Here is a 19,602-nt window from a genome sequence, read left to right on the forward strand (position 1 = left end):
TGCTGGTTCGCAGTGGGCGTTGGTTCAAACCAACACCCAGGATGAAGAGGCCGGTTTGATCAGGACCGCCCCGGCAGGCGAAGCACGGTCTGGAGGAACATGGATGAAACGGGCGCAGATGGTTGCACCAAGGTCGACCCGGTGAACACGATCGTCATCAACAACCAGAAGGGCGGCGTCGGCAAGACGACGCTTGCCGTGCATCTGGCCTGGTTTATGGCGGAAGCGGGCCGCCGGGTTCTGATGATCGATGTTGATGCGCAGGGCAACGCGACCGACACGCTCAAGCAGCATAGAGGGTCAATTTCGGCGGCGGACCTCTTCAAGCCGGCGACCCGGTTTGTCGCTGGCGAAAACAACGGCATCACACTGGCGCCGGCCGACAGCTCATTGACGGATATCGATCGCGGCAATGCTGCAGCTGTCTTGACCCTGCAGCAGAATCTCGCCGATGCCGCCGCCCGGTTCGATGTTTGCGTGATCGACACCCCGCCATCGCTTGGCCTTCGCAGTGTCGCTTGCCTGGTCGCCGCCTCGCACGTGTTGGCGCCGATTTACCTGGAAGATTATTCCGTAAAGGGCGTCAAAGCCCTGATGCAGACCGTGATCGGTGTGCAACGACGCTACGGTCGTCAGGACACGCGATTCCTCGGCCTGCTGCCGTCGAACTTTAATACCAAGTCGCCGCGTCAACGAACACACTTGGAGCAGTTGTTGCGCGAAGCGGGCAAGTACGTGTTCCCAGGCCAGATCGTTGCACGGGACGGCTATGCCGAAGCCGTTGCGGAACGGGTGCCGGTGTGGAGCTTGAAGCGTCGCTCGGCGCAAGAAGCCGGTCGGGAAATCCGTGCGGTTCTCGCTAAGATCGTAGAACGGCTCGATCAGGAGACGACGAATGACGCTTGATTTCAGCTTCAAGGAGCTCGTCGACGTCGCGGCAAACCCTAGCGCAGCAGCCGGGCGGCCGCTCTTGGTCGCGATTGATTGCATTGACGAGGATCCCGATCAACCACGCCACACCTTCAGCGAACAGGAACTGGAGGAGCTCTCCCAATCGGTTGCCGAACATGGCGTGCTGCAACCCGTCGTGCTTCGCCGTTGTAGTGAAGATGGACGCTACGTCATCGCCATGGGCGCGCGCCGGTACCGCGCTGCGCGGCGCGCAGGGCTGCGTGAAATTCCCGCCTTCGTTCAAGACGTCGCTTCACCCGACCGATACGCTCAGATGATCGAGAATATCCAGCGCGATGATTTGCGTGCGCCTGAGATCGCCAGGTTCATCGCAGACCGATTGAACGCCGGAGATACCCAGGCGGAGATCTCGCGCAAGCTCGGCAAGCCAAGAGACTGGGTATCGCGTTACGCGTCGGTTCAAGCCATGCCGGACTTCCTTCGGGCGCGCCTTGAGGGCAGCTCGATCCGTGCTCTTTATGAACTCTACCAGGCCTGGCGCACGCATCCTGACGAGATCGAACGGCGATGCGCGACGCAGGACAGCTTTACCGACGCACAGGCTCGACAACTGGCCCGGGGCGTTCGCGGGGAGGGCGGCCGCGCCAATCCCCGGATCGAATTTCCGGTTGGGCGACCTCGATCCGAAAACTCCGATCCCCTCCCGGAAGCGGTGCTTCCGCGCAACGCTGTGAAAGACCGCGAAGCGGCAACGGAGGATCAGCCAAAAACTCGCGTCGTTTCACAATCGAGATCGGCAGCATCGCTGGCGATCAGGGTTCGGTACCAGAACCGGCTCGGACAGCTTGTTGTCGATCGGCTCGCGACGCAAGGCTCACGTCACGCTGTGGTGTTGGTCGACGGCGCGGACCACGAACAAGAAGTTCCAGCATCGGCGCTTACAATCGAGGAGATCCTGTCGAGATGAACTCGTTCGACACTTTCGCTGCCGCGGCGGCAGACTATCGATGCGCGCTGGCGGAGCGACTTTCCCATCCGAAGGATGGCGCGTTAGCGCAGCAGCCGAAGGCCGAACGCGCTTCCCATAGCGCCGTAGAGAGGCCGCAGGCTGCTGGAAAGTCGCGGTCCACAGTGGCAGTGTCAGTTAGTGCCTTCGTTTCCTCGCTTGCCGGCGGATCGGTATTCGCGATGGCTACTACGCCAGGCGAGCGCCGCGAGCAGAATTCGGCGCAGAGGGCAGGGGCCCTCGATCGCTTTGCCTTGGCGAGCGCTGAATGCGGAGAGTGTTGGTTTGAACCAACATCTAAGGGCAAAAATTTTTGCTTTCTAGTGCAGGATAGGCTTCGCGCCAGCGATGTATTACATCGCAATTGGGATTGGAGCGCATGGCTCTGATCTCGCTTCGCGTCTCCGACGAAGTCGCGGCGCAGTTCTCCGCTTTTGCGGCTACCCAGGGCGGCAAATCCGCGCTGCTGCGGCGTCTCATTGCTGATGCACTAGCTGCACCAGAGCCGCGCATCTTCGCGTTGCCGGTCGGACGGCCGGAAAAGGTGACGGTGCGATTTCGCGAGAGCGAGATGCGGCAGCTCGCGGAAGTTTCACATCAGCGTGGCATGACCCGCACCGGCTGGATTGCCGCGTTGGTGCGCTCGCGGTTGGGATCGCCTGTGCAGCATTCCCCGGACGAGCATTCCGCGCTCCGCGCGGTCGTTCGCGAGCTCAACCAGATCGGGGGAAACATCAACCAGATCGCGCGTGCCGCAAACATCAGTGTACTGCAGGGCAGGGCGGTTGAGCCCGATCTGTCCGCAATTCAAGAGGCCAAATGGGTCATTGAAAGAGAGCTCGCGCAATTGCGTAACGCGTTGAATGGCAACGCGGATTATTGGGATGGGCGGCGATGAGCCGACGCGCCGCGCCGCGGCCGGCCGACCTGACCTCCGAACTTCCGCCGATCTCGTATGTCTGGGAAACGCCCAATCGGCGCCCACGACGGGCCGAGTGGGATATCCCCGATCCGGCCGGTCCTAGCCGCCTTACGCCGGCGATGCGTGCAAAGCTCGAACGCATCGTGCGCCGAGCACCAGAGGTGATGGTCAAGATCACCGGTCGCACCAAGGGCGTGGCGCATCTCAAGTCGCACCTCTCGTACATCACGAGAAACGGCGAGCTCGATGCGGAAACAGAGCAGGGCGCGACACTGGCGGATCGTTCCGGATTGAAAGATCTGCAGCAACGCTGGGAGGATGATGCCGGTCTCGACGACAAGCGCCGCCGCGATGGGTCACTCTCGGTCAACATCATTCTGTCGATGCCGGCTGGCACCGATGCCGTCGCAGTCAAGGATTCAGCCCGGGCATTTGCTACCGAGACGTTCGGCTACAATCACGACTACGTCTTCGTCCAGCACCTCGACGACAAGCATCCCCACGTGCACTTGACCGTTCGGTCCCTGGGTCATGACGGCAAGCGCCTCAACCCGCGCAAGGCGGATCTGCAAGCCTGGCGAGAACGGTTTGCCGGCGAACTCCGGCTTCGCGGGATCGCGGCGGAGGCAACGCCGCGGCGTACCCGCGGGCGGGTTCGAAAGGCCGATCGCGGCGCGGTGCTCGCTTTACGCAAGCGAAAAATCACGCCCGATGTCGATCGGCTCGCTCGTAAGGAGGTGATTTCGGAGGTTAGGGGCGGCAGTACTGCCAAACATCCTTGGGACGAGCAGACCAAGTCACGTCAGGACGCGATCCGGCGGCGATATCTCGACTATGCTGCTGAGCTGCAGCGCTCCGGCGTGGCAGCGGATCACGAGTTAGCTCGCCAAGTTCGGCAATTCGTCAACGACATGCCTGCCGTCGAAACCCGCCGTCATGCGCTGAAGAATGAGCTTTCGGAGCTTGCCAGCAGCCGGCGTCGCGGGGCAGAGCAGGCGGGCCACGTTGACCGGCGCGATTACAAACGAGACGGTGAACGAACAAGATAATTGGATCCGAGGATGATCTGGGCTCCATCAGCTAGCGAAACGAAGATTCCCGCGAAGTGCCGCTGCGAAGTCCGAATATCACCGATGCGCAGCGGGAGGCGAAACGTCCAGGTTGCATCCGTCGAAGTGACCGCCGTCGCTGAATTCGGTACAAGGTTGTGGGCTGTGGATCAGCATCAGGTCAATGTGATCCATGCCAAGCGTCTTCAGCGATCCGTCGATGCGACCCCAAGCCTCCGCATAGGACTTGGATTCGGCGGCGAGCTTGGTGGTGAGATGAGGTTGGAGCGCGGAAGACCGCTTGCCCGCATGCCTTCGCCGAAAGACGCGCATCAACGAAAAGCCGTGGGGTTTCGAGAATTGGTGGCGGCGGGACATGCTGATTGCGCTCGGCAAAGACGTGTGACGCACGTCCCGATCGATGTGAGCTGAAGGCTTCGAACAATCAGGTGCGGCAGCGAGCCGCTATACGCCGAGCGCTTTTTCCAGCGCGGCTACGAGCGCCTCACGTTTTTCCTTGGAGAGCTTGTCGAGATTGAGCTGGCGCCATTTGACGGCCGGAAGATTGGGCACCCCGGGCAGCCCTAGCAGATCCCACTCCGGCATGCCCTGTTCGAAGCTGACCAGAAATTTCCGGTGCGCGTCCGGCATGTCGCCCACGATAGCCTTGATCATCACCTCGCGCGTCTCTTCCAGTTCGGCGAGGGGGACGGGCACTTCGGTCATCCCGACGAAGCCGTGTTCGTAGTCGTCCTTCATGTCCCGGCGCGGTGGATCGAGGACTTCCGCCATCGGTCGGTGATGGCTGAGCATGTACACGACGAAGGCCTTTCGCAGATCGTCGGTGATGCCCTCGTTGGCGAGCAAAGCGCGCACGTCGAAAAAGTCGCGCGGATGCTGCCGGTCGAGCGCCGCGACCAGCTTTCCGGCATAGAGGTCGGCGTGCGAGACGACTTGGATTTCAGCGAAGCCGAATTCGTCCTCGACGGTCGCGGTCACGGATTGCGTTTTCGCGGAATAGACGCAGCCGCGAAGGACCGGCGTCACCTCGATCTTGACGGTCGCGGCGCCGAGCTGGACGAACAGCTTGTTGACGCGGCGTTCGGCCGAGCCTTCCGTGACCTGGCACCCGGCGATTTGCGCCTTGATGCGGCCGGCGATGCGCCTGAGCGCGGCTTCGATCTCCTTGAGCGATTGGTCGCGCGGCTGCACCGGCAGATAGGTGAGGTCGATATCGACGGACAGGCGGGGCAGGTCGCGGACGAAGAGATTGATCGCGGTCCCGCCCTTGAGCGCAAAGCAGTCTTCCTGCGCGACCAGCGGGACGACGCGGATTAGCAGAGTGACCTGTCTGCGATACTGGTCGCTAAACGGCATCGAGCCCTTTCGGCACGGTGATTTGATAGGTGCGGTCGAACACGCCACCTTTGACCAGCATGCGCTTGCCGCTTCCGAGATCGACGTGATCCTTGTTTATCTTGTTTTTCCAGGCATGCGAATGGCGATCGGCAAAGAAGAAGAACAGCCGCTTGGCCTTCACGCTTTGGCACGCCTTCAGCAATGTCTGCATGCGCCTGGGGCTTAGAGTCGAGAGGCTCTCGACCAGCTTGTCCACGGCCTCGAAGCTCTCGTGATCGGGAAGCTCGTCGAGCACTTCGAGGAGCGCCCGCTCCGGCGAAGAGATCACCAGCGGCCAGCGCCATTGCCCCCATGACTGGATGACGAAGCCCTTTTCGGCCGCTTCCTTCTCGGCCGCGACGTTTGCGCGGTTGAGATCGCCTTGGGGCGGCAGGCTCGCTTCCGGCGAGAAGAACCTGGTGCTGTTGTGGAAGACGAAGTGGACGGAGAGGGGAAGCTTCGAGAGCCAACCGGGTGGCGCGGATGGTCCGTAGAGGTGCACCTGTTGCGTGACGCGAGGCAGGTAATGCTCGTAGCCTTGAAGCGCCAGCGCCGTTCGCCCGCCGACGGCCAGCGGCGTGCGGTAAAGAAGTGTCTGAAGGGATATGACGGCCTGCTCCCAGCTCAAGGCGCCGCGCGGCTTCCGGTACACACGGCCGGCCGGCCGTTCGAGATAGCCGGCCGCGACATACTTGCTGACCAAACTGGTGGAGTAGCCGTGCTTGCTCAGCCAAGCCGCGTCAACGAGCAGCCCCTCCGGGAGATCCCGGCGGAGGTGGTTTAGCTTTCCTAGTAATTGCGTCGCCATACTACGTAAAATAGCGAGTTTTCAAACCAAGCGCGAGTTTAAGTTTTAGGCGATTTACGTAGCTATGATACGTGAAATTAATATTCCGTAAACCGGCCCAGCGGCCCCAGTACCGTGTGATTTCGTAGTGCTCCACGGGCCTGAAGGCCTAACCGCAGCCATGTCAGCGCGCGCACTGCTTGTGCGAATTCCGGCCGGCCGCTTTGGAAATCGCGCTAAGGGAGGGCAACTAGCTCGGCGAGTTTGGTGGCGACGTCCGCCATCGACTCTTCTGCAGTGTCGAGACCGGTCCGAGAGGCAAGCATAGGGCTGATGTTCCTGAGAGCTTCATACGTCGTCTGGTGGACAACGGGAACGATGCGCGCACCGGCGAGCAGTACCGAAAGCTCCTTGTCGGCGATGCTCTCTTTTGGGAGGCGTTGCAGCAACGCAGGGGTCACCAATACGATCCCAATCCGCGAGTTCGCCAGGCCCTTGTCGATGGCGCGCATCAATGGAACGCCAAGGCCAACGTCCTTTTCGCTGAACCATACTTTGACGCCTCGTGCCTCAAGCAGATCGTGCAATTGTTTGGCTGCGCCCTGCCGGTCGTCCCACGCATGGCAAAGAAACATATCTCGAAGGTCAAGGGTCGCTTGCTTCTCAACGGCCTCGCGGACTGGAGTGAGCTCGCGCACCTCGGTCGGCGTGTACAGCACGGATGAGCCGGGTCGCGACCATCTGGCCCTTACGCGACTGCCAGACCCACCGCCGCTGCTTCGGCCGCCCGAGCTGCTTCCTGACGAAGAGTACGACGGGGACGAGTAGTAAGATGGGGGCGAGTACGAGCTGTAGCTGTGGCCACCGTAGCGGCGCCCCCAACTTCCCCGGCATGCCGGGCAGTTCGCCGCAGCGCTGGCTGAGCGATGGCCTTCTACTGGTGCTGTGCATCTAGCCACGCTGCGTCTCCTACTTGCCTTTGACAATCTGCGACAGCGATGCGCCGCCCATGCGTTCACGCAGCATGTCGAGGCGCATGTCGCTGCGGACGCTGGGCGCGAAGTCGGGCCCGTAGGTCTTGCGCAGAGTGCCCACGAGGGTGTCGCCACGCTTCTGGCGAATCTCGCCATCCTGGTCGCGGCAGCGATCATCCAGGCCGCTATTGCAGTGCTTAGTCATCGAAACTGATCCTTTCTATCCCCGACACTGAGTCGACGATTCCGTACAACTATATCTGTACAGTTTGCGTCCCGTCAACTGGTGTGGTACAAAATCGTCTGATAGCGGCGCGGTCCTAAACCGCGCCGTTACGATTCGACGAGAGGTCTGAATGGCGCTGGCTTCAAAAATCAAAGAATTAAGACTCAAAAAAAAGAAGTCACTTCAAGATGTTGCTGATGAGGTCGGCGCGTCGAAGGCGCACATTTGGGACCTCGAGACCGGCAAGAGCAGCAATCCGTCCATCGAGCTTCTGACCAGGCTGGCGAAATGCTTCGACGTCAGCGTCGCCGACTTGATCGGCGAGAATCCGACAGGCGAGGGGGCCGATCCGCAGGTCGTGGCCATGTATCGTGAGTTGAACGAGCTGAGTCCTGCCGACCGCCAGGCCATTCAGGCCATGATGGATCACCTGAAGAGCCGCAAGCCCAAGGGGTAGCCATGAAGATCTCGCGGATGGACTTGGCCGACACGGGCTCACCGATGGGCCTCGTCACCAAGATACTGTCCGTCGAGAAGGGCCTGCCGATACCGGTGCCGATTGAAGAGCTGGCCAAGCAGCTCGATATCGAGAAGATCGCGCCGCTTGAGACCGAGGGCTTTGAAGGCGGCCTTGTGACCGACGACGCCCGTTCGACTGGCTTCATCCTCGTCAACCGCGCGGCGCCTTCTGGGCGCCGCAGATTCACCATCGGGCATGAGCTGGGGCACTTCTTAATTGTGTCTCACAAGCCGGTAGAGCCCGGCAAATTCCTTTGCTCACGGGCCGACATGGCAAAATGGTCGGCCGACCAGGGCGACCGCTATGCTCGCATGGAGGCCGAGGCGAACGAGTTCTCCGGCCTTCTCCTGATCCCGCCGCCGTCGCTGCGGAAATTCATCCCGAAGGGTGATCCGACGCTTGCACACATCCCTCTGGTCGCGAAACATTTCGACGTCAGCAAAGAGGCGGCCGCCCGCGCCTACGCCCGCTATCACCCCGAACAACTGGCCATCGTGGTGATCAAGGACGGCATCGTCCGACGCGCCCACAAGGGACCGACATTCCCATGGATTTCGGCAGCCTACGGCAAGCCCGTGCCGCGGGCATCTAGCTTCTACGCGAAGGATGTGCGCCAGCGCGTCGCCAGCGAATTGTCATCGATCATTCCCGAGCTTTGGGTCGACCTCAAGCAAGGGCAACGGGCGGAGCTCTTCGAGCAGGTGTATCCTCAGCAGGACGGATATGCGCTGTTGATGCTCTGGCTCGAAATCGAGGAGGCCGAAGAGGCGGATGATGACCGGACGTCGACGCAGCGCTTCAGAGATCAGCAGGCGCGCTGGCGCTAGTCGCATTTGCGATTTTGCGATGTTCGGCTTCATCTCCAATGACACGCCGGGAAGCGATTTCCAAAGGCTGGCTCCGACACGGTCTGGGACCATCGTAAGGCTACCTTTCGCTTTATCCGTTCAGCTTGCCGTAGGCAGACAAAATTTGCGCTGTCTCGGCACCGTCGATGATGCAGTACCGTCGTGGCCGGCGCGGATCGTAAGCAAGGCTCTCCGTGACTCGAACCACTGTGTTCTCAATTTTGTTGCAGTGCTGCACCACGATTAGATCGACCGGCTCTTCGAACGCACGGATGAGCTGATCGCCGCGTTTGCCCATGTTGCCGGGATGGAGTGGGCCAGGTACGGACGGTCCTTTAAAGATAAAGGCTGCCGACGTCGGCTTGTCGTCGATCGTCAAGCGCGCGGTCTGCAGGTCGGATTTCTCGCCACCCCAATCCTTCGACACGTAAGGCTCCCCAATGATGTCGGCGAAGGCCTGTTTGACCGCTGCTTCGGGCATGCTCTCGATTGCTCTGAGGTCAGCGGCTGTTGGCTGCGGCCTCTGCTCAACTCGTGAGAATTGGTCAATTTGCTGCGGATAGATGCGGATCGATGTGGCGATGGGCATGGGAAGGACAGCGCCTTCAATCTCTTCGCCGATGATGTAAGGAAAGACTTCGGCCTTTTGACCATTGAATTCGAAGTGGCCGGCAACAAGCATGCGCTTCTTGCCCTTCAATACCCCGACCGAGGTGTCCGAGAAGAAATGCTCGTTGCTCATTTCGCCAAACATTTCGTATTCGGTTGTCGCCAGAGGTATGTTTCCTCTTAGGGTCGCGTTCTTGGGCAGCTTTCCTTTTTGCGCCCGCCTGCTTGCCTCGGCTGCGCCGGAAAACGAAAATACGCCCCACACGAAACCCAGGACGCGTTTGCCTTCGACGTCCTTCATGGCAACAACTTCGGTGAGATTTGGAAACCTACCGTGTCGCAGCAGCTCTTGAGCCGTGGCGGTAACGTCTCTCATTGCCAGTACCCGTTCGCCCGAATTTTCGACGAGGGGGTTTTGCGCTTCGACTGCGAAATTGACGTCAGCGAGCAAGCCAAGGCGCCGGCTGTTGAGGTAGTACGGAAAAAGCCGAGTGTCCTCGAAGCCGGCCATGTCAACGCACTCCCGTTATTGGCGCTCATGCTCGTAGAGCAGGGGGCCTACAGTCGACCCCGCTGAACAAGCTGCAGGTAGAACTTTCCGAGGTCGGTGAGAAGCACAAAGCCCGACCGCTCAGCACTCCAATACAGATCCGTTCCGACTTTCGGCCGGACCAAGCCCGCGATCTGATACTGCTTCAGCTTCTTGAAGATGGCGACGTTCTCGGGCTTTGCCGCCCCGACGTTGGTCTCTTCGAAGGTCGGATCGAGTTGATACTCGTGCTCCGGCCCTGAAAAATACCTCGCCAGCTCGCGCAGCGTCCGATGGTCGACCTTAGGTTCGCAAAGCCGCACGGGCTCAAGATGCGCCGCGTGAGACTTGTACAGCGGACGCTGATCCCAAGCTCCCAGCGCGGCCTCAGCGTAGGCATAGATCGAGGCCGCGGAAACCCGGCCGCGGACGTCCGCAGCACCGCCACGCAACGCGCCCAACACGAGGTTCGTGAAAACGCCGTGACCGTTGACCTCCATAGAAGGTTCGTCGGACCGGGACGCCGCAAGAACCGTTACGCCCTCTCGCAGCAGGACCTTTTCCATCCCGCCGTTCTGAAAGGGATTGATATTGCCGGTCGAACCGCTGAAGCAGCAGTCGATGATGAGAAGAACAGTACTCGCCTTGGATTTGTTGGCGAGATTGACCAGGTCATCCATGGCCAGACCGGGATCGCCCTCGCTACCCTCCTGGGTGACTAGGTAAGCGCCCGTCGACGTGGTCGCGCCGTGGCCGGAGAAATAGAACAGGACATCACCGTTGAACCCGGCAAAGAGATCGTCCCATGCCGTCCTCAACGTCGCCCGAGTTACGCGCTGTTTGCCCGGGCTCGTCAGCAGACGGGTGTCGAAGTTCCTCGACTGATCTGCATGAAAGCTGATGAGCTCGTCCATAGCCTGCACGTCCGCAACGCAGGCACCAAGCGGCGTGACGTTGTCGTACTCGTTGATGCCGACGAGTAAGGCGCGCTTGCTCACAGTTTGTCGAGAAAGGCTTTGATGTTGGCCCAGGACCACCCAACAACCGACACGCCGGAAAGCTCGGCGGGGAGGGAGGTCGGGCGCTCATCTGACGTTGTGTAGATGCCGCGAACGGCAACTTTTTCTTCTTTCGACGTCTTGATCTCCCAGAGCTGGCCGGCCGCGTTCTTGGTGTTCTTGCTAACCAACGCAATCGTGCCGTCGCAGCCCTTGATGCGCGACCGGCACTTTGTTTTCCATTGTTCGTCCCAGGGCTCTTTCACTGACATGTCGACGAATTCGAATGGGCTCTTCTCGTTCTTGGCTTGGCCTACCAGGTAGTCCCGGGCCCATTTGTCCTCGACGGCGAAAGCGATGAAAATTCTGTTCTTTGTTGCCATATGATTCTTCCTTCTCGCCGCGATTGTGGAGAAAGCCGGGAGTTACGTCAAATTGCAAAGGGAAATCCTTGTGGGATACTGGCGACAGTCGAGGGTGGGCCGGCGGAACGCCCAAGCCGGAGGTATCTCGCGACGAATTATGGCTCATCTGCCCGGCTTTAGACGGCAGGTTGATACAGTCTTGGAAACCATCGATCGACGAGGGCTGTCGGAAACCCGAGCTTCACAGGTGAGCGCGTGGTCGGCGAGACCAGGTAGCCCTTTTCAATAAGTGCATTGAGGACGGTCCGAGCCTGTCGCTCTTCATAGCCCGTGAGTGCCGGCGCGTGGCCTCGCGCGTACTCACCAGCCATGACGGCTTCACGCAGTAAAGGCCAGGAGCCCTTTGGCAGCCGTTTTGCGCGGGTTTCCTCTTCTGTCCAAATCTCCATACGCCTGAGCAGTTCTTCTGGCTCCAGAAGCCCGGCCATGAAGTCAACCTGATCGACGCAGGTCGTCAGGAAGAATTTGCAGAAATCAATGAGCCCGGCCATCGTGAGATTGCCGCGCCCATCGAGATCGCCGCGTCGCGGTTCGTCAGCCGCCTGTAGGTTGGCCTTGTAATCGGCGACGAGTCGCGCCAGCCCGCGCGAAACGGCCCACAGCTCAGAACCGACATCCAGCTCGCGCAAGAGCGCATGCGAGAACAGGCGCGTCACTCGGCCGTTACCGTCAAGAAACGGGTGTATCCAGGCCAACCGATGGTGGGAAGCGGCAACGCCGATGATCTTGCGCAGCCGCGAAAGATGCTTTGAGGAATAGCCTTCGGCAAACCGCGCCAAGAACGCGGGGAGGTCTGCGGGAGGGGGCGGGATGTGCGCGCCTACTTTGACGTGGTCCTTCCGCAGCTCGCCCGGGACCATCTTGATCTTCGCTTTAGTGGTGGGGTGTTCGGCGACGAGCAGCTCCTCGGGCAAGCGTTCGCAGAAGTTTTTGTGCGTCCAGACGATGAAGTCGACGGATAGCACGGGCGAGGGGGCTTCACCGCGATCGATCATCCGCTGCACCTCGATGTGGGCGCGCGCCTCCAATTGCAGGTTGCGGCGCTCCGGGTCCCTGGCGAAGTCGTCGTGAAGGGCGCGGTCGATGTCGATAGGCAAGGTGTTGTGGCCCTCGATGAGGTTCGAGTAATAGCAGTTCATCGAACGCACCAGGTCGCCGACGGAACCCCGCATGACGGGATGAAGGCGGCCGGCCAGGGTGCTGGCCTTGGCAACCAGGTCAGTGGCCAGGTCTTCGAGTTCCTGCCGGTCGTCGGGCAGGAGGGGTTCCATCGCTGATACGTTCATTTTGCCGCTTTCTTTGCCGCCAAATAGTAAAGCAAACAGAGGCACTAAGATAAGTTAAGACAGCATGATTTGCCGGTTTTATTGCCGCTTTGGCGGGCAAAAATCCTCGTAACCCGCTGCCTGCTCCACTACCTCTGTGGAAAAGTTCCCCTCCTGCGCAGCAAGGGTTGCACCCTCGGCCCTTGTTCTATAAATGTTCCCGCGGGCAGGAGGGAAATGATGCCGATTAAGGTCTTTATTTCACACAAAAAAGAGGACACGGAGCAAGCTGGCGCCATTGCGGCACATCTTACCGCCAATGGCCTCTTCGTCTACCTGGACGGCATCGACGCGCAACTGGGAAAGAGTGGGCCGGATCTCGCTGACTACATCCGGGCCCAAATGGAAAAGTGCACCCAGTTGCTGGCGGTCATCAGTGCGCAAACCCAAGCCTCCTGGTGGGTGCCGTGGGAAATCGGGGTCGCGACCGAGAAAGAGCGATTTCTGGCCTCGTTCGTTTCCGGCAACGCCACGGTGCCGGAATTTCTGCAGAAATGGCCTTACCTCCGCACAAGGGCGGACCTTGACGCCTATGTCCGAGAATCAAAACGCGCAGAACTGCTGGTCGAAAATCGCGTCCAAAAGGGCGATCGATTGACGGCCCGCGCGCAAGGCTTCCGATCGTTTCATACGTCATTGAAGGCTTCTCTCGGGCAGCCTTGAGCAACAAACCTTGGTATCAGGAGAAGACAGCATGGCTGCCACGAAAGTTGTTTTTGTTGCCTTTGCAATCGAGGACGTGAAGCAACGCGATTTGCTGAAGGGGCAGTCTCTTCATCCGCGCGCTCCGTACGAGTTCATCGATATGTCGGTGAAGGAGACGTACGACAGCGGCTGGAAAGACAAGGTGCGGACGCGCATTCGCCGATCCGATGGCGTCATCGTCCTCGTCAGCAAGAACTCGACCTCCTCGACCGGGCAGAAGTGGGAAATCGCCTGCGCGAAGGAAGAGGGCAAGAAGATTCGTGGAATCTGGGCCTACAGCGATGACCGCACGGAGATTCAGGGCGTGTCGACCTGACTCCCTGTAAGCCGGACATGCGCAAGGCTCTTATCGTTGGCGTCGATTACTATCACGACCTCACCCCGCTCAGCGGATGTGTGAGTGATGCAGATGCGGTAGCCGGCGTTCTGGCCCGAAATGCTGACGGAACAACGAATTTCACGACACCGAAGGTGCTGACCGCCACCGGCGCTCACAACCTGATCACCCGGCGGGCGCTGCGAGACGCCATCGAGGCACTGTTCGCAGACCCTTCCGAGATCGCTCTCCTGTATTTCGCCGGCCATGGGTACGTCGACACGACCGGCGGCTACCTTTGTGCAAGCGATTGCCGGGACGGCGATGACGGACTGGCGCTCAGTGATGTGATGACGTTCGCGAAGGCATCGAAAGCGGCGAACAAGATCATCATCCTGGATAGCTGCCATGGCGGAATCGCGGGCAACCAGGCCGGCAAAGGCGGTCTCGCGGAGATCGGCGAGGGCATGACGCTTCTGACCGCGTCGACCGAGAACCAATACTCATACGAGGGCGGGAACGGGGCGCCGGGCGTGTTCACCAACCTGCTTGTCGATGCATTGAACGGGGCGGCGGCCAATCTGGTTGGCGATGTCACGCCCGGCAGCGTATACGCCCATATCGACCAATCGCTGGGACCATGGGGTGGTCAGCGTCCCGTCTTCAAGACCAACGTCCGGTCGTTTGTGTCGTTGCGCAAGGCCACACCGCCGATTGCTCTCGAAGAGCTTCTGCAGCTCGCCATCCACTTCCCGCAACCGGGATTCAAGTTCCAGCTTGATCCGTCCTATGAGCCGGAAAGATCACAGGAAAAGCGCGACGATCCAGCGATCCCGCCGCCCGACCCGATAAGGAATGCCATCTTCAAGGTGCTCCAGAACTATGTCAGAGTGAATCTGGTTCGGCCCGTCGATGCGCCCCACATGTGGCATGCAGCGATGGAGAGCAAGTCGTGCGAGCTGACAGTTCTGGGCGAGCATTATCGTCGATTGGTAGCAGACAAGCTCATCTGAGACCGGGGAGGCGGGATGTCCGACAAGCAATTTACTGTATCCTTCGCCTCGTTGATCGAAGAGCTTGCCGCGCTTGAGCATCGGCGTTGGGCGCACTGGCAGCGCTATGTTCATGAAAAAGGCGAGCGCCGCCCCGACGGTTCAGTGGTCTTGCCGGCAGAGCTTGTTGCTCGGTGGGAACGCCTGATCAACACCCCGTACGAAGAGCTCACAAACGAAGAAAAGGACAGCGACCGCGAGCAGGTGCAGAAATATCTGCCGATCCTGAAGCGTTGGCTGCAGCGCGTTCGCGGAGAAAACGAAGGTAATGCCTGAATCATTCAAGTGCTTCCGTGACCCGCTCCTTTCCCTGTATCAATCGGCCGTCACTGAAATTGCCAAGAAAATCGACAAGGGAGCGGCCGCGGCTCCCCGGAGCCGTGCCGGGCTGCAGCGATCCATGGTCAGCACTCTCCCCGGTATCGCGGCGGACATCGCCGAGCGGGAATATAGTCGCGCGACGGGAGGTGTGGCGCCTGCTTCCCCAGCAGGGCCCTCTGCACGAGAACTGTCGAAGTCCGGCATTGCTGAGGTCTGTGCCGAATGGGGGTGGCGCTACATGAAAGCGCTGGCGGCCTCCGATGCCAACGCCATCCAGCAACTCGAGAACGAGTTCACCGCCGGGACTTGCGATCCCGCATGGTTCAGCACCCTGGTGGAATACAGGCGCTTTTTCGAGAACGGCAAGCGTAAGCCCATTCCTTACGTCCCGGCGCCCGCTGTCGGTCCGAAGACGATCGAGATCAAGGCCAACTCACGTATCGCGTTGATGGGAGACTGGGGCACGGGAGCCATACCTGCCATCGAGGTCTTGCAGCGCATCGCCGATGAGCATCCCGATATACTCTTGCATCTCGGCGACATCTACTACTCGGGCACAGCCGCGGAATGTCAATCGAACTTCATCGATCCGATCGACTCCATTCTCCGCAAGGACAAGGCGTTGCCGGTGTTTTCGCTGTCAGGCAACCACGATATGTACTGTGGAGGCGTGGGTTTCTACGACCTCATAACGAAGCTGAACCCTGCGCCCTTCACGCAGCCAGCCAGTTTCTTCTGTCTGCGATCAGCGGACGAGAAATGGCAATTGCTCGCCATGGATACCGGTTTGCACGATGACAATCCGGCCGCTGTCGCTGGCGCACTCACTTACCTTGAAGAAGATGAGCTGGACTGGCACTGCGACCGCATCAGGGAATTCTCCGGCCGGACCATCCTGCTGTCTCATCACCAGTTGTTCTCTGCTTTCTCTCCCATTGGGGCCGCCGATCCGCAGGGTAAGCGGTCTGCAGTCAATCCCTTGCTGCTCAAAGCTTTTCAGCAGATGACAGCAACAAAGGCGATTGCCGCCTGGTTCTGGGGGCATGAGCACACTCTCAGCATCTACCAGCCATTTGCCGGGCTGGAGCGAGGCCGTTGCGTGGGCCACGGCGCTGTCCCTGTCTCCGTCATTGACGAGATCTACAAACCGGTCTCCGGTCTTACAGAGACACCAGCTTTGATTGATCAGTCGCGGCTCGCGACGCGAGGAGGCGTTTACAATCACGGCTACGCGCTTCTAAGCCTCGAAGCCGATCTATGCAGAGCCGAGTATTATCAATCGACGGCTAAAGGCCGCGAACTGATGTACAGCGAATCATTTCGTTAGCCCCAGGCTGGCAGCGAAGCCTTCACGGATGGCGCTGCTGTTGCCCGATCGTCTGCACTAATCACTGTCCTCGAATCAGCGGCGGCTCTGTATCATCGGCCCGGGAGAACCGATATGCAGCGGGTCAACACGGCGGCCCTTGTCGAGGGACTTAAGCTCGAAGTTTCGTCCAACTTTCCCTTCCTTGAGGGCGAAACATTTGAGGAGTGGATATCGCGGGCGAACCAGCTCCTGAATCCATCTCAGCGCGCCATGCTTGCGGCTAGTATTGGCACGGTGCAGCGCAAGTTGGTCGCCGAGCGCTCTGCGCAAAAGCGTGCTTGGATCGCTGCTGCCCGTTTGGAATTTCAACCAGGACGCCGACAAGCCTGCTTTGTTTGCGGGGGATTCGAACCAATCGCGCAGGCGCACCATGTCGTGCCCCTGAACGAGCAGTTCGAACATGGCTTCGATAAACCCGATCACGAGTACGAGTGGCTTTGCCCGAACCACCATGTCATCTTGCATCTCTGCATTGATCGCAGCGCTTCGACCCAGAGTTTGGGGCGCCGGATCGCTCCCAGCATGGCCGACATACCGCTGGAGCACTTCGACAAGCTGATGGAGTTGGTCGGTCGTGCTGGTCGGACGACCCATCGGCCCCGATCGTCGCCGCAGCTCGCCGCTAGCTGGTCGGCGGCTTTTGCGAGATCATCAGCGAGAACGTCGTGATCTCTTCCAGATCAGGAAATTCGTCTGCCTCTCGGCCCCACCAACTCTGCGCATCCTTGTAAAAGATGTGCAGGAACTTATGGAACCGATCGTAGAAATCCGACATGTTGAGCTTCGGTCGCTTGATCCCAGCATGCGCGAGCGCAATGTTCCTGGCGCGGCGAAATTCGGTGGGCAGTGATGGCGGGATGCTCTCGGGAAATGCGCTGATGTGATTTTCCCAACTGGGGGCCGTGCCGTCCAGGATGGCGTCCCGTCTCTTCGGCAATGACTCTGCAAATAGCTGGCAATGTACTTGTCAGCATTGACAGCCTGCAGCGTGCTAATGGCGTGACGATCGCGTGCAATGGCGCAGAGCGCAAATTCATAAAGGTGGTGGACGAATCTCGCGTAGGCGTCATGCGCCTTGTAAGCCCGCCGCCGATCCTGCCCTTGCATGATTAGGTCTTCCCCCGCGGAGGCGAACTGTCTGAAGGCCTCATCGCAGCGCAGAAATTCGTGCTTCAGGGCGATGAAGAGCGCCTTATCAGTCTCATCGCCGATCGTGAATTTCATCTCGTCTAACTCATCTCCGGCTTCTTCTTAGGTTTCTTGCGCAAGATAATTGACGATGGCGTTGAAGTTAAAGCGGCGACCGTGTAATCGGGCACACGATTACACGATTTTGGGCTTCCACGATCCAGAAGTCCTTATCAAACAAAAGGCCCCGCTCAGGCACGGGGTCTGCGCTGCCCTTAACAGCGCTGCGAGCAGCATACCTCACGACAGCGCAGCAGCCAACCAGCGCTATCTGTAACCTCATTGCTTCCCGCCAGGGATCACGGTCGGCTTCCACGGCGAGCTTTCCCTGATCGAGGCGATCATGGCTTCGATGCCGTCAGCGACGAGGGGAGACAACTCATCCCTAGCGCCCTCGTTGGTCGCCGCGCGGGGGATTGCCCGAGCAAAATGCGCAAAACCACAGCGCTTGACTTGACCCTCCAAATTCGCTCGTCGTAATTCTGTTCTCGTGCGGCCGATTCTGTCGGCCCGTCCCATTTTGAATGACAACAGCAGCCACCACGATCCGGCCAGGAACCATGCACGAGATCATCTGTCCCCACTGTGACAAGGCCTTCAAGGTCGATGAGTCCGGTTACGCGGATATCCTGAAGCAGGTCCGTGACGCGGATTTCGCTGAGCAGCTCCACGAACGGCTGGAGCTGGCCGAGCGCGACAAGCAGAGCGCCGTTGAATTGGCCAAGGCCCAGGTAAGCAGCGATCTGCAGAAGACAACGGCTGCTAAAGACGCTGAAATCCAGGACTTGAAGTCCAAGCTTGAGGGGAGTGGCGTTGCCCAGAAGCTCGCGGTTGCTGAAGCGCTCAGCGCCGTCGAAAAGGAGCGGGACAGGCTCGCGAACGCGCTGGCCGAGTCCGAGCGCGAAAAGAAGGCGGCCTCGGAGCTTGCTGACGCGCTCCTGGCGAGCGAGCAGCACAAGATTGCTGCTGCCAAGGAAAAAGAAATCCAGGAGCTGAAGGCCAAGCTTCAGGCCGTCGAGCTTGAGAAGAAGCTCGCCGTGACTGAAGCGGTCGGTGCGATCGAGAAAGAGCGCGATGAGCTGAAGAACGGCATCAAGCAGGTGCAGCTTGAAAAGCAACTCTCCGAGCAGTCGCTCAAGGACAAGTACGAAACCCAGATCAAGGATCGCGATGACGCGATCGAGCGTCTCAAGGATATGAAGGCCCGCCTCTCGACCAAGATGGTCGGTGAGACCTTGGAGCAGCACTGCGAGACCGAGTTCAACCGGGTGCGCTCGATGGCGTTTCCGCGGGCGTATTTCGAGAAAGACAACGACGCGCGGACTGGCAGCAAAGGCGATTACATCTTCCGGGATTCCGACGATGCCGGCACAGAGATCATCTCGATCATGTTTGAGATGAAGAACGAGAGTGACAAAACCGCCACGAAAGGCAAGAACGAAGACTTCCTCAAGGAGCTCGACCGGGACCGGACCGAGAAGGGCTGCGAATATGCCATCCTGGTCTCGTTGCTTGAACCGGACAACGAGCTCTACAATGCTGGCATCGTCGATGTCTTTCACCGCTACTCGAAAATGTATGTCATCCGGCCGCAGTTCTTCCTGCCGATGATTACGCTCCTGAGGAATGCGGCCATCAGTTCGCTGAAGTACAAGACCGAGCTTGCGCTCGTGAAAGCGCAGAATGTCGACATCACCCAGTTTGAAAGCCAGCTCGAAACGTTCAAGGCAGCATTCTCAAAGAACTATGATCTTGCTTCGCGGCACTTCCAGACGGCAATCGCCGAGATCGATAAGTCGATCGACCACCTGCAGAAGACCAAGGATGCCTTGATCGGTGCGGATCGCAACCTGCGCCTTGCCAATGACAAGGCACAGGACGTGACGATCAAGAAGCTGACCCGGGGCAATCCGACGATGGCGGCGAAATTCGCGGAGCTTAAGAGCCCGCCTGCCGAAGCCGCGGAGTGAGGCGGTTAAAGTAGTGAGTCCGTGCGCGCGAAATCGTGTAATCGAATTCACGATTTCACGGTCTGACGCCGGAAGGGCGGCGGTTAGCCGAAGATATGTGCGGATTCCGACGAAGTCGCCCGGGTGTACCGATATGAAGTCGCCCGGGGATTC

The 19,602-nt window shown here is 59.6% G+C and carries 24 protein-coding genes; 13 read left to right on the plus strand and 11 right to left on the minus strand.

Annotation, left to right across the window (positions count from 1 at the left end; translation table 11 throughout):
* Positions 1 to 99: 99 nt before the first annotated feature.
* From AX729_RS32125 to AX729_RS32140, 5 genes are read left to right on the plus strand one after another with little or no spacing between them, the layout of a single operon-like run.
* Positions 100 to 906 (plus strand): ParA family protein, encoded by an 807-nt coding sequence (locus AX729_RS32125; protein WP_230646798.1) that lies wholly within the window; start codon positions 100 to 102, stop codon positions 904 to 906.
* Positions 896 to 1,879 carry a ParB/RepB/Spo0J family partition protein gene (locus AX729_RS32130; protein WP_057196373.1) on the plus strand — a complete coding sequence of 328 codons (984 nt, stop codon included), beginning with the start codon at positions 896 to 898 and terminating at the stop codon, positions 1,877 to 1,879. Before AX729_RS32125 ends, AX729_RS32130 begins: the two co-directional genes overlap by 11 nt.
* A complete protein-coding gene (locus AX729_RS40170) occupies positions 1,876 to 2,307 on the plus strand; it encodes a hypothetical protein (RefSeq protein ID WP_156402645.1) in 432 nt (143 codons plus the stop codon). Before AX729_RS32130 ends, AX729_RS40170 begins: the two co-directional genes overlap by 4 nt.
* On the plus strand, positions 2,298 to 2,816 hold the full coding sequence (locus AX729_RS32135) for a plasmid mobilization protein (RefSeq protein WP_057196374.1): 519 nt from the start codon (positions 2,298 to 2,300) through the stop codon (positions 2,814 to 2,816). Before AX729_RS40170 ends, AX729_RS32135 begins: the two co-directional genes overlap by 10 nt.
* Positions 2,813 to 3,889, plus strand: a complete 1,077-nt coding sequence (locus tag AX729_RS32140) for a relaxase/mobilization nuclease domain-containing protein (protein WP_244490928.1) — start codon at positions 2,813 to 2,815, stop codon at positions 3,887 to 3,889. Before AX729_RS32135 ends, AX729_RS32140 begins: the two co-directional genes overlap by 4 nt.
* A 78-nt stretch (positions 3,890 to 3,967) precedes the next feature.
* On the opposite strand, the gene AX729_RS40795 is transcribed toward AX729_RS32140, so the two are convergent.
* The 5 genes from AX729_RS40795 to AX729_RS32165 all read right to left on the minus strand — a co-directional run bounded on the left by AX729_RS40795 (position 3,968) and on the right by AX729_RS32165 (position 7,253).
* A complete protein-coding gene (locus AX729_RS40795; protein ID WP_057196375.1) occupies positions 3,968 to 4,267 on the minus strand; it encodes an aldo-keto reductase family protein in 300 nt (99 codons plus the stop codon).
* Between the two features lie 87 nt (positions 4,268 to 4,354).
* Positions 4,355 to 5,266: a nucleotidyl transferase AbiEii/AbiGii toxin family protein gene (locus AX729_RS32150; RefSeq protein ID WP_046847888.1), complete on the minus strand. Its 912-nt coding sequence runs from the start codon at positions 5,264 to 5,266 to the stop codon at positions 4,355 to 4,357.
* Positions 5,256 to 6,095, minus strand: a complete 840-nt coding sequence (locus AX729_RS32155) for a type IV toxin-antitoxin system AbiEi family antitoxin domain-containing protein (RefSeq protein ID WP_046847887.1) — start codon at positions 6,093 to 6,095, stop codon at positions 5,256 to 5,258. The genes AX729_RS32150 and AX729_RS32155 overlap by 11 nt, the downstream gene beginning before the upstream one ends.
* Before the next feature lie 215 nt (positions 6,096 to 6,310).
* Complete coding sequence (locus tag AX729_RS32160) at positions 6,311 to 6,793, minus strand: toll/interleukin-1 receptor domain-containing protein (RefSeq protein ID WP_502686931.1); 483 nt, start codon at positions 6,791 to 6,793, stop codon at positions 6,311 to 6,313.
* 250 nt (positions 6,794 to 7,043) lie between these two features.
* The gene (locus tag AX729_RS32165) at positions 7,044 to 7,253 is read right to left on the minus strand and encodes a hypothetical protein (RefSeq protein ID WP_046847885.1); all 210 of its coding nucleotides are present in this window, start codon (positions 7,251 to 7,253) and stop codon (positions 7,044 to 7,046) included.
* 151 nt (positions 7,254 to 7,404) lie between these two features.
* Between AX729_RS32165 and AX729_RS32170 the strand changes: the two genes are divergently transcribed.
* Both AX729_RS32170 and AX729_RS32175 read left to right on the plus strand, forming a co-directional pair.
* Positions 7,405 to 7,731: a helix-turn-helix domain-containing protein gene (locus tag AX729_RS32170; protein ID WP_046847884.1), complete on the plus strand. Its 327-nt coding sequence runs from the start codon at positions 7,405 to 7,407 to the stop codon at positions 7,729 to 7,731.
* Between the two features lie 2 nt (positions 7,732 to 7,733).
* A complete protein-coding gene (locus tag AX729_RS32175; RefSeq protein WP_046847883.1) occupies positions 7,734 to 8,621 on the plus strand; it encodes an ImmA/IrrE family metallo-endopeptidase in 888 nt (295 codons plus the stop codon).
* A 112-nt stretch (positions 8,622 to 8,733) separates the two neighbouring features.
* On the opposite strand, the gene AX729_RS32180 is transcribed toward AX729_RS32175, so the two are convergent.
* From AX729_RS32180 to AX729_RS32195, 4 genes are all read right to left on the minus strand, one after another.
* Complete coding sequence (locus tag AX729_RS32180; protein WP_046847882.1) at positions 8,734 to 9,762, minus strand: hypothetical protein; 1,029 nt, start codon at positions 9,760 to 9,762, stop codon at positions 8,734 to 8,736.
* Between the two features lie 47 nt (positions 9,763 to 9,809).
* Positions 9,810 to 10,778 carry a caspase family protein gene (locus tag AX729_RS32185; protein ID WP_046847881.1) on the minus strand — a complete coding sequence of 323 codons (969 nt, stop codon included), beginning with the start codon at positions 10,776 to 10,778 and terminating at the stop codon, positions 9,810 to 9,812.
* Positions 10,775 to 11,161 carry a TIR domain-containing protein gene (locus tag AX729_RS32190; protein ID WP_046847880.1) on the minus strand — a complete coding sequence of 129 codons (387 nt, stop codon included), beginning with the start codon at positions 11,159 to 11,161 and terminating at the stop codon, positions 10,775 to 10,777. Before AX729_RS32190 ends, AX729_RS32185 begins: the two co-directional genes overlap by 4 nt.
* A 158-nt stretch (positions 11,162 to 11,319) precedes the next feature.
* Positions 11,320 to 12,489 (minus strand): Fic family protein, encoded by a 1,170-nt coding sequence (locus AX729_RS32195; RefSeq protein ID WP_082528932.1) that lies wholly within the window; start codon positions 12,487 to 12,489, stop codon positions 11,320 to 11,322.
* A 219-nt stretch (positions 12,490 to 12,708) separates the two neighbouring features.
* On the opposite strand from AX729_RS32195, the gene AX729_RS32200 reads away from it, so the two are divergent.
* From AX729_RS32200 to AX729_RS32220, 5 genes are read left to right on the plus strand one after another with little or no spacing between them, the layout of a single operon-like run.
* Positions 12,709 to 13,191 (plus strand): toll/interleukin-1 receptor domain-containing protein, encoded by a 483-nt coding sequence (locus AX729_RS32200; protein ID WP_063817320.1) that lies wholly within the window; start codon positions 12,709 to 12,711, stop codon positions 13,189 to 13,191.
* Between the two features lie 31 nt (positions 13,192 to 13,222).
* Positions 13,223 to 13,549, plus strand: coding sequence for a TIR domain-containing protein (locus AX729_RS32205; RefSeq protein ID WP_046847879.1), 327 nt, complete (start codon positions 13,223 to 13,225; stop codon positions 13,547 to 13,549).
* Positions 13,550 to 13,566: 17 nt separating this feature from the next.
* Positions 13,567 to 14,562, plus strand: coding sequence for a caspase family protein (locus AX729_RS32210; protein WP_046847878.1), 996 nt, complete (start codon positions 13,567 to 13,569; stop codon positions 14,560 to 14,562).
* A 15-nt stretch (positions 14,563 to 14,577) separates the two neighbouring features.
* Positions 14,578 to 14,877: a hypothetical protein gene (locus tag AX729_RS32215; protein WP_046847877.1), complete on the plus strand. Its 300-nt coding sequence runs from the start codon at positions 14,578 to 14,580 to the stop codon at positions 14,875 to 14,877.
* Positions 14,870 to 16,249, plus strand: coding sequence for a metallophosphoesterase family protein (locus AX729_RS32220; protein ID WP_046847876.1), 1,380 nt, complete (start codon positions 14,870 to 14,872; stop codon positions 16,247 to 16,249). The genes AX729_RS32215 and AX729_RS32220 overlap by 8 nt, the downstream gene beginning before the upstream one ends.
* A gap of 75 nt (positions 16,250 to 16,324) precedes the next feature.
* Here the strand turns inward: AX729_RS32220 and AX729_RS32225 are convergent, their stop codons facing one another.
* Together AX729_RS32225 and AX729_RS32230 are read right to left on the minus strand one after the other, a co-directional pair.
* Positions 16,325 to 16,885, minus strand: coding sequence for a hypothetical protein (locus tag AX729_RS32225; RefSeq protein ID WP_046847875.1), 561 nt, complete (start codon positions 16,883 to 16,885; stop codon positions 16,325 to 16,327).
* 28 nt (positions 16,886 to 16,913) lie between these two features.
* Complete coding sequence (locus AX729_RS32230; protein ID WP_046847874.1) at positions 16,914 to 17,228, minus strand: hypothetical protein; 315 nt, start codon at positions 17,226 to 17,228, stop codon at positions 16,914 to 16,916.
* An 811-nt stretch (positions 17,229 to 18,039) separates the two neighbouring features.
* On the opposite strand from AX729_RS32230, the gene AX729_RS32240 reads away from it, so the two are divergent.
* Positions 18,040 to 19,449 carry a DUF2130 domain-containing protein gene (locus tag AX729_RS32240; protein WP_046847871.1) on the plus strand — a complete coding sequence of 470 codons (1,410 nt, stop codon included), beginning with the start codon at positions 18,040 to 18,042 and terminating at the stop codon, positions 19,447 to 19,449.
* The last annotated feature ends 153 nt before the right edge of the window (positions 19,450 to 19,602 follow it).

The sequence above is a fragment of the Bradyrhizobium sp. CCH5-F6 genome (assembly GCF_001556045.1).
Classification (GTDB): domain Bacteria; phylum Pseudomonadota; class Alphaproteobacteria; order Rhizobiales; family Xanthobacteraceae; genus Bradyrhizobium.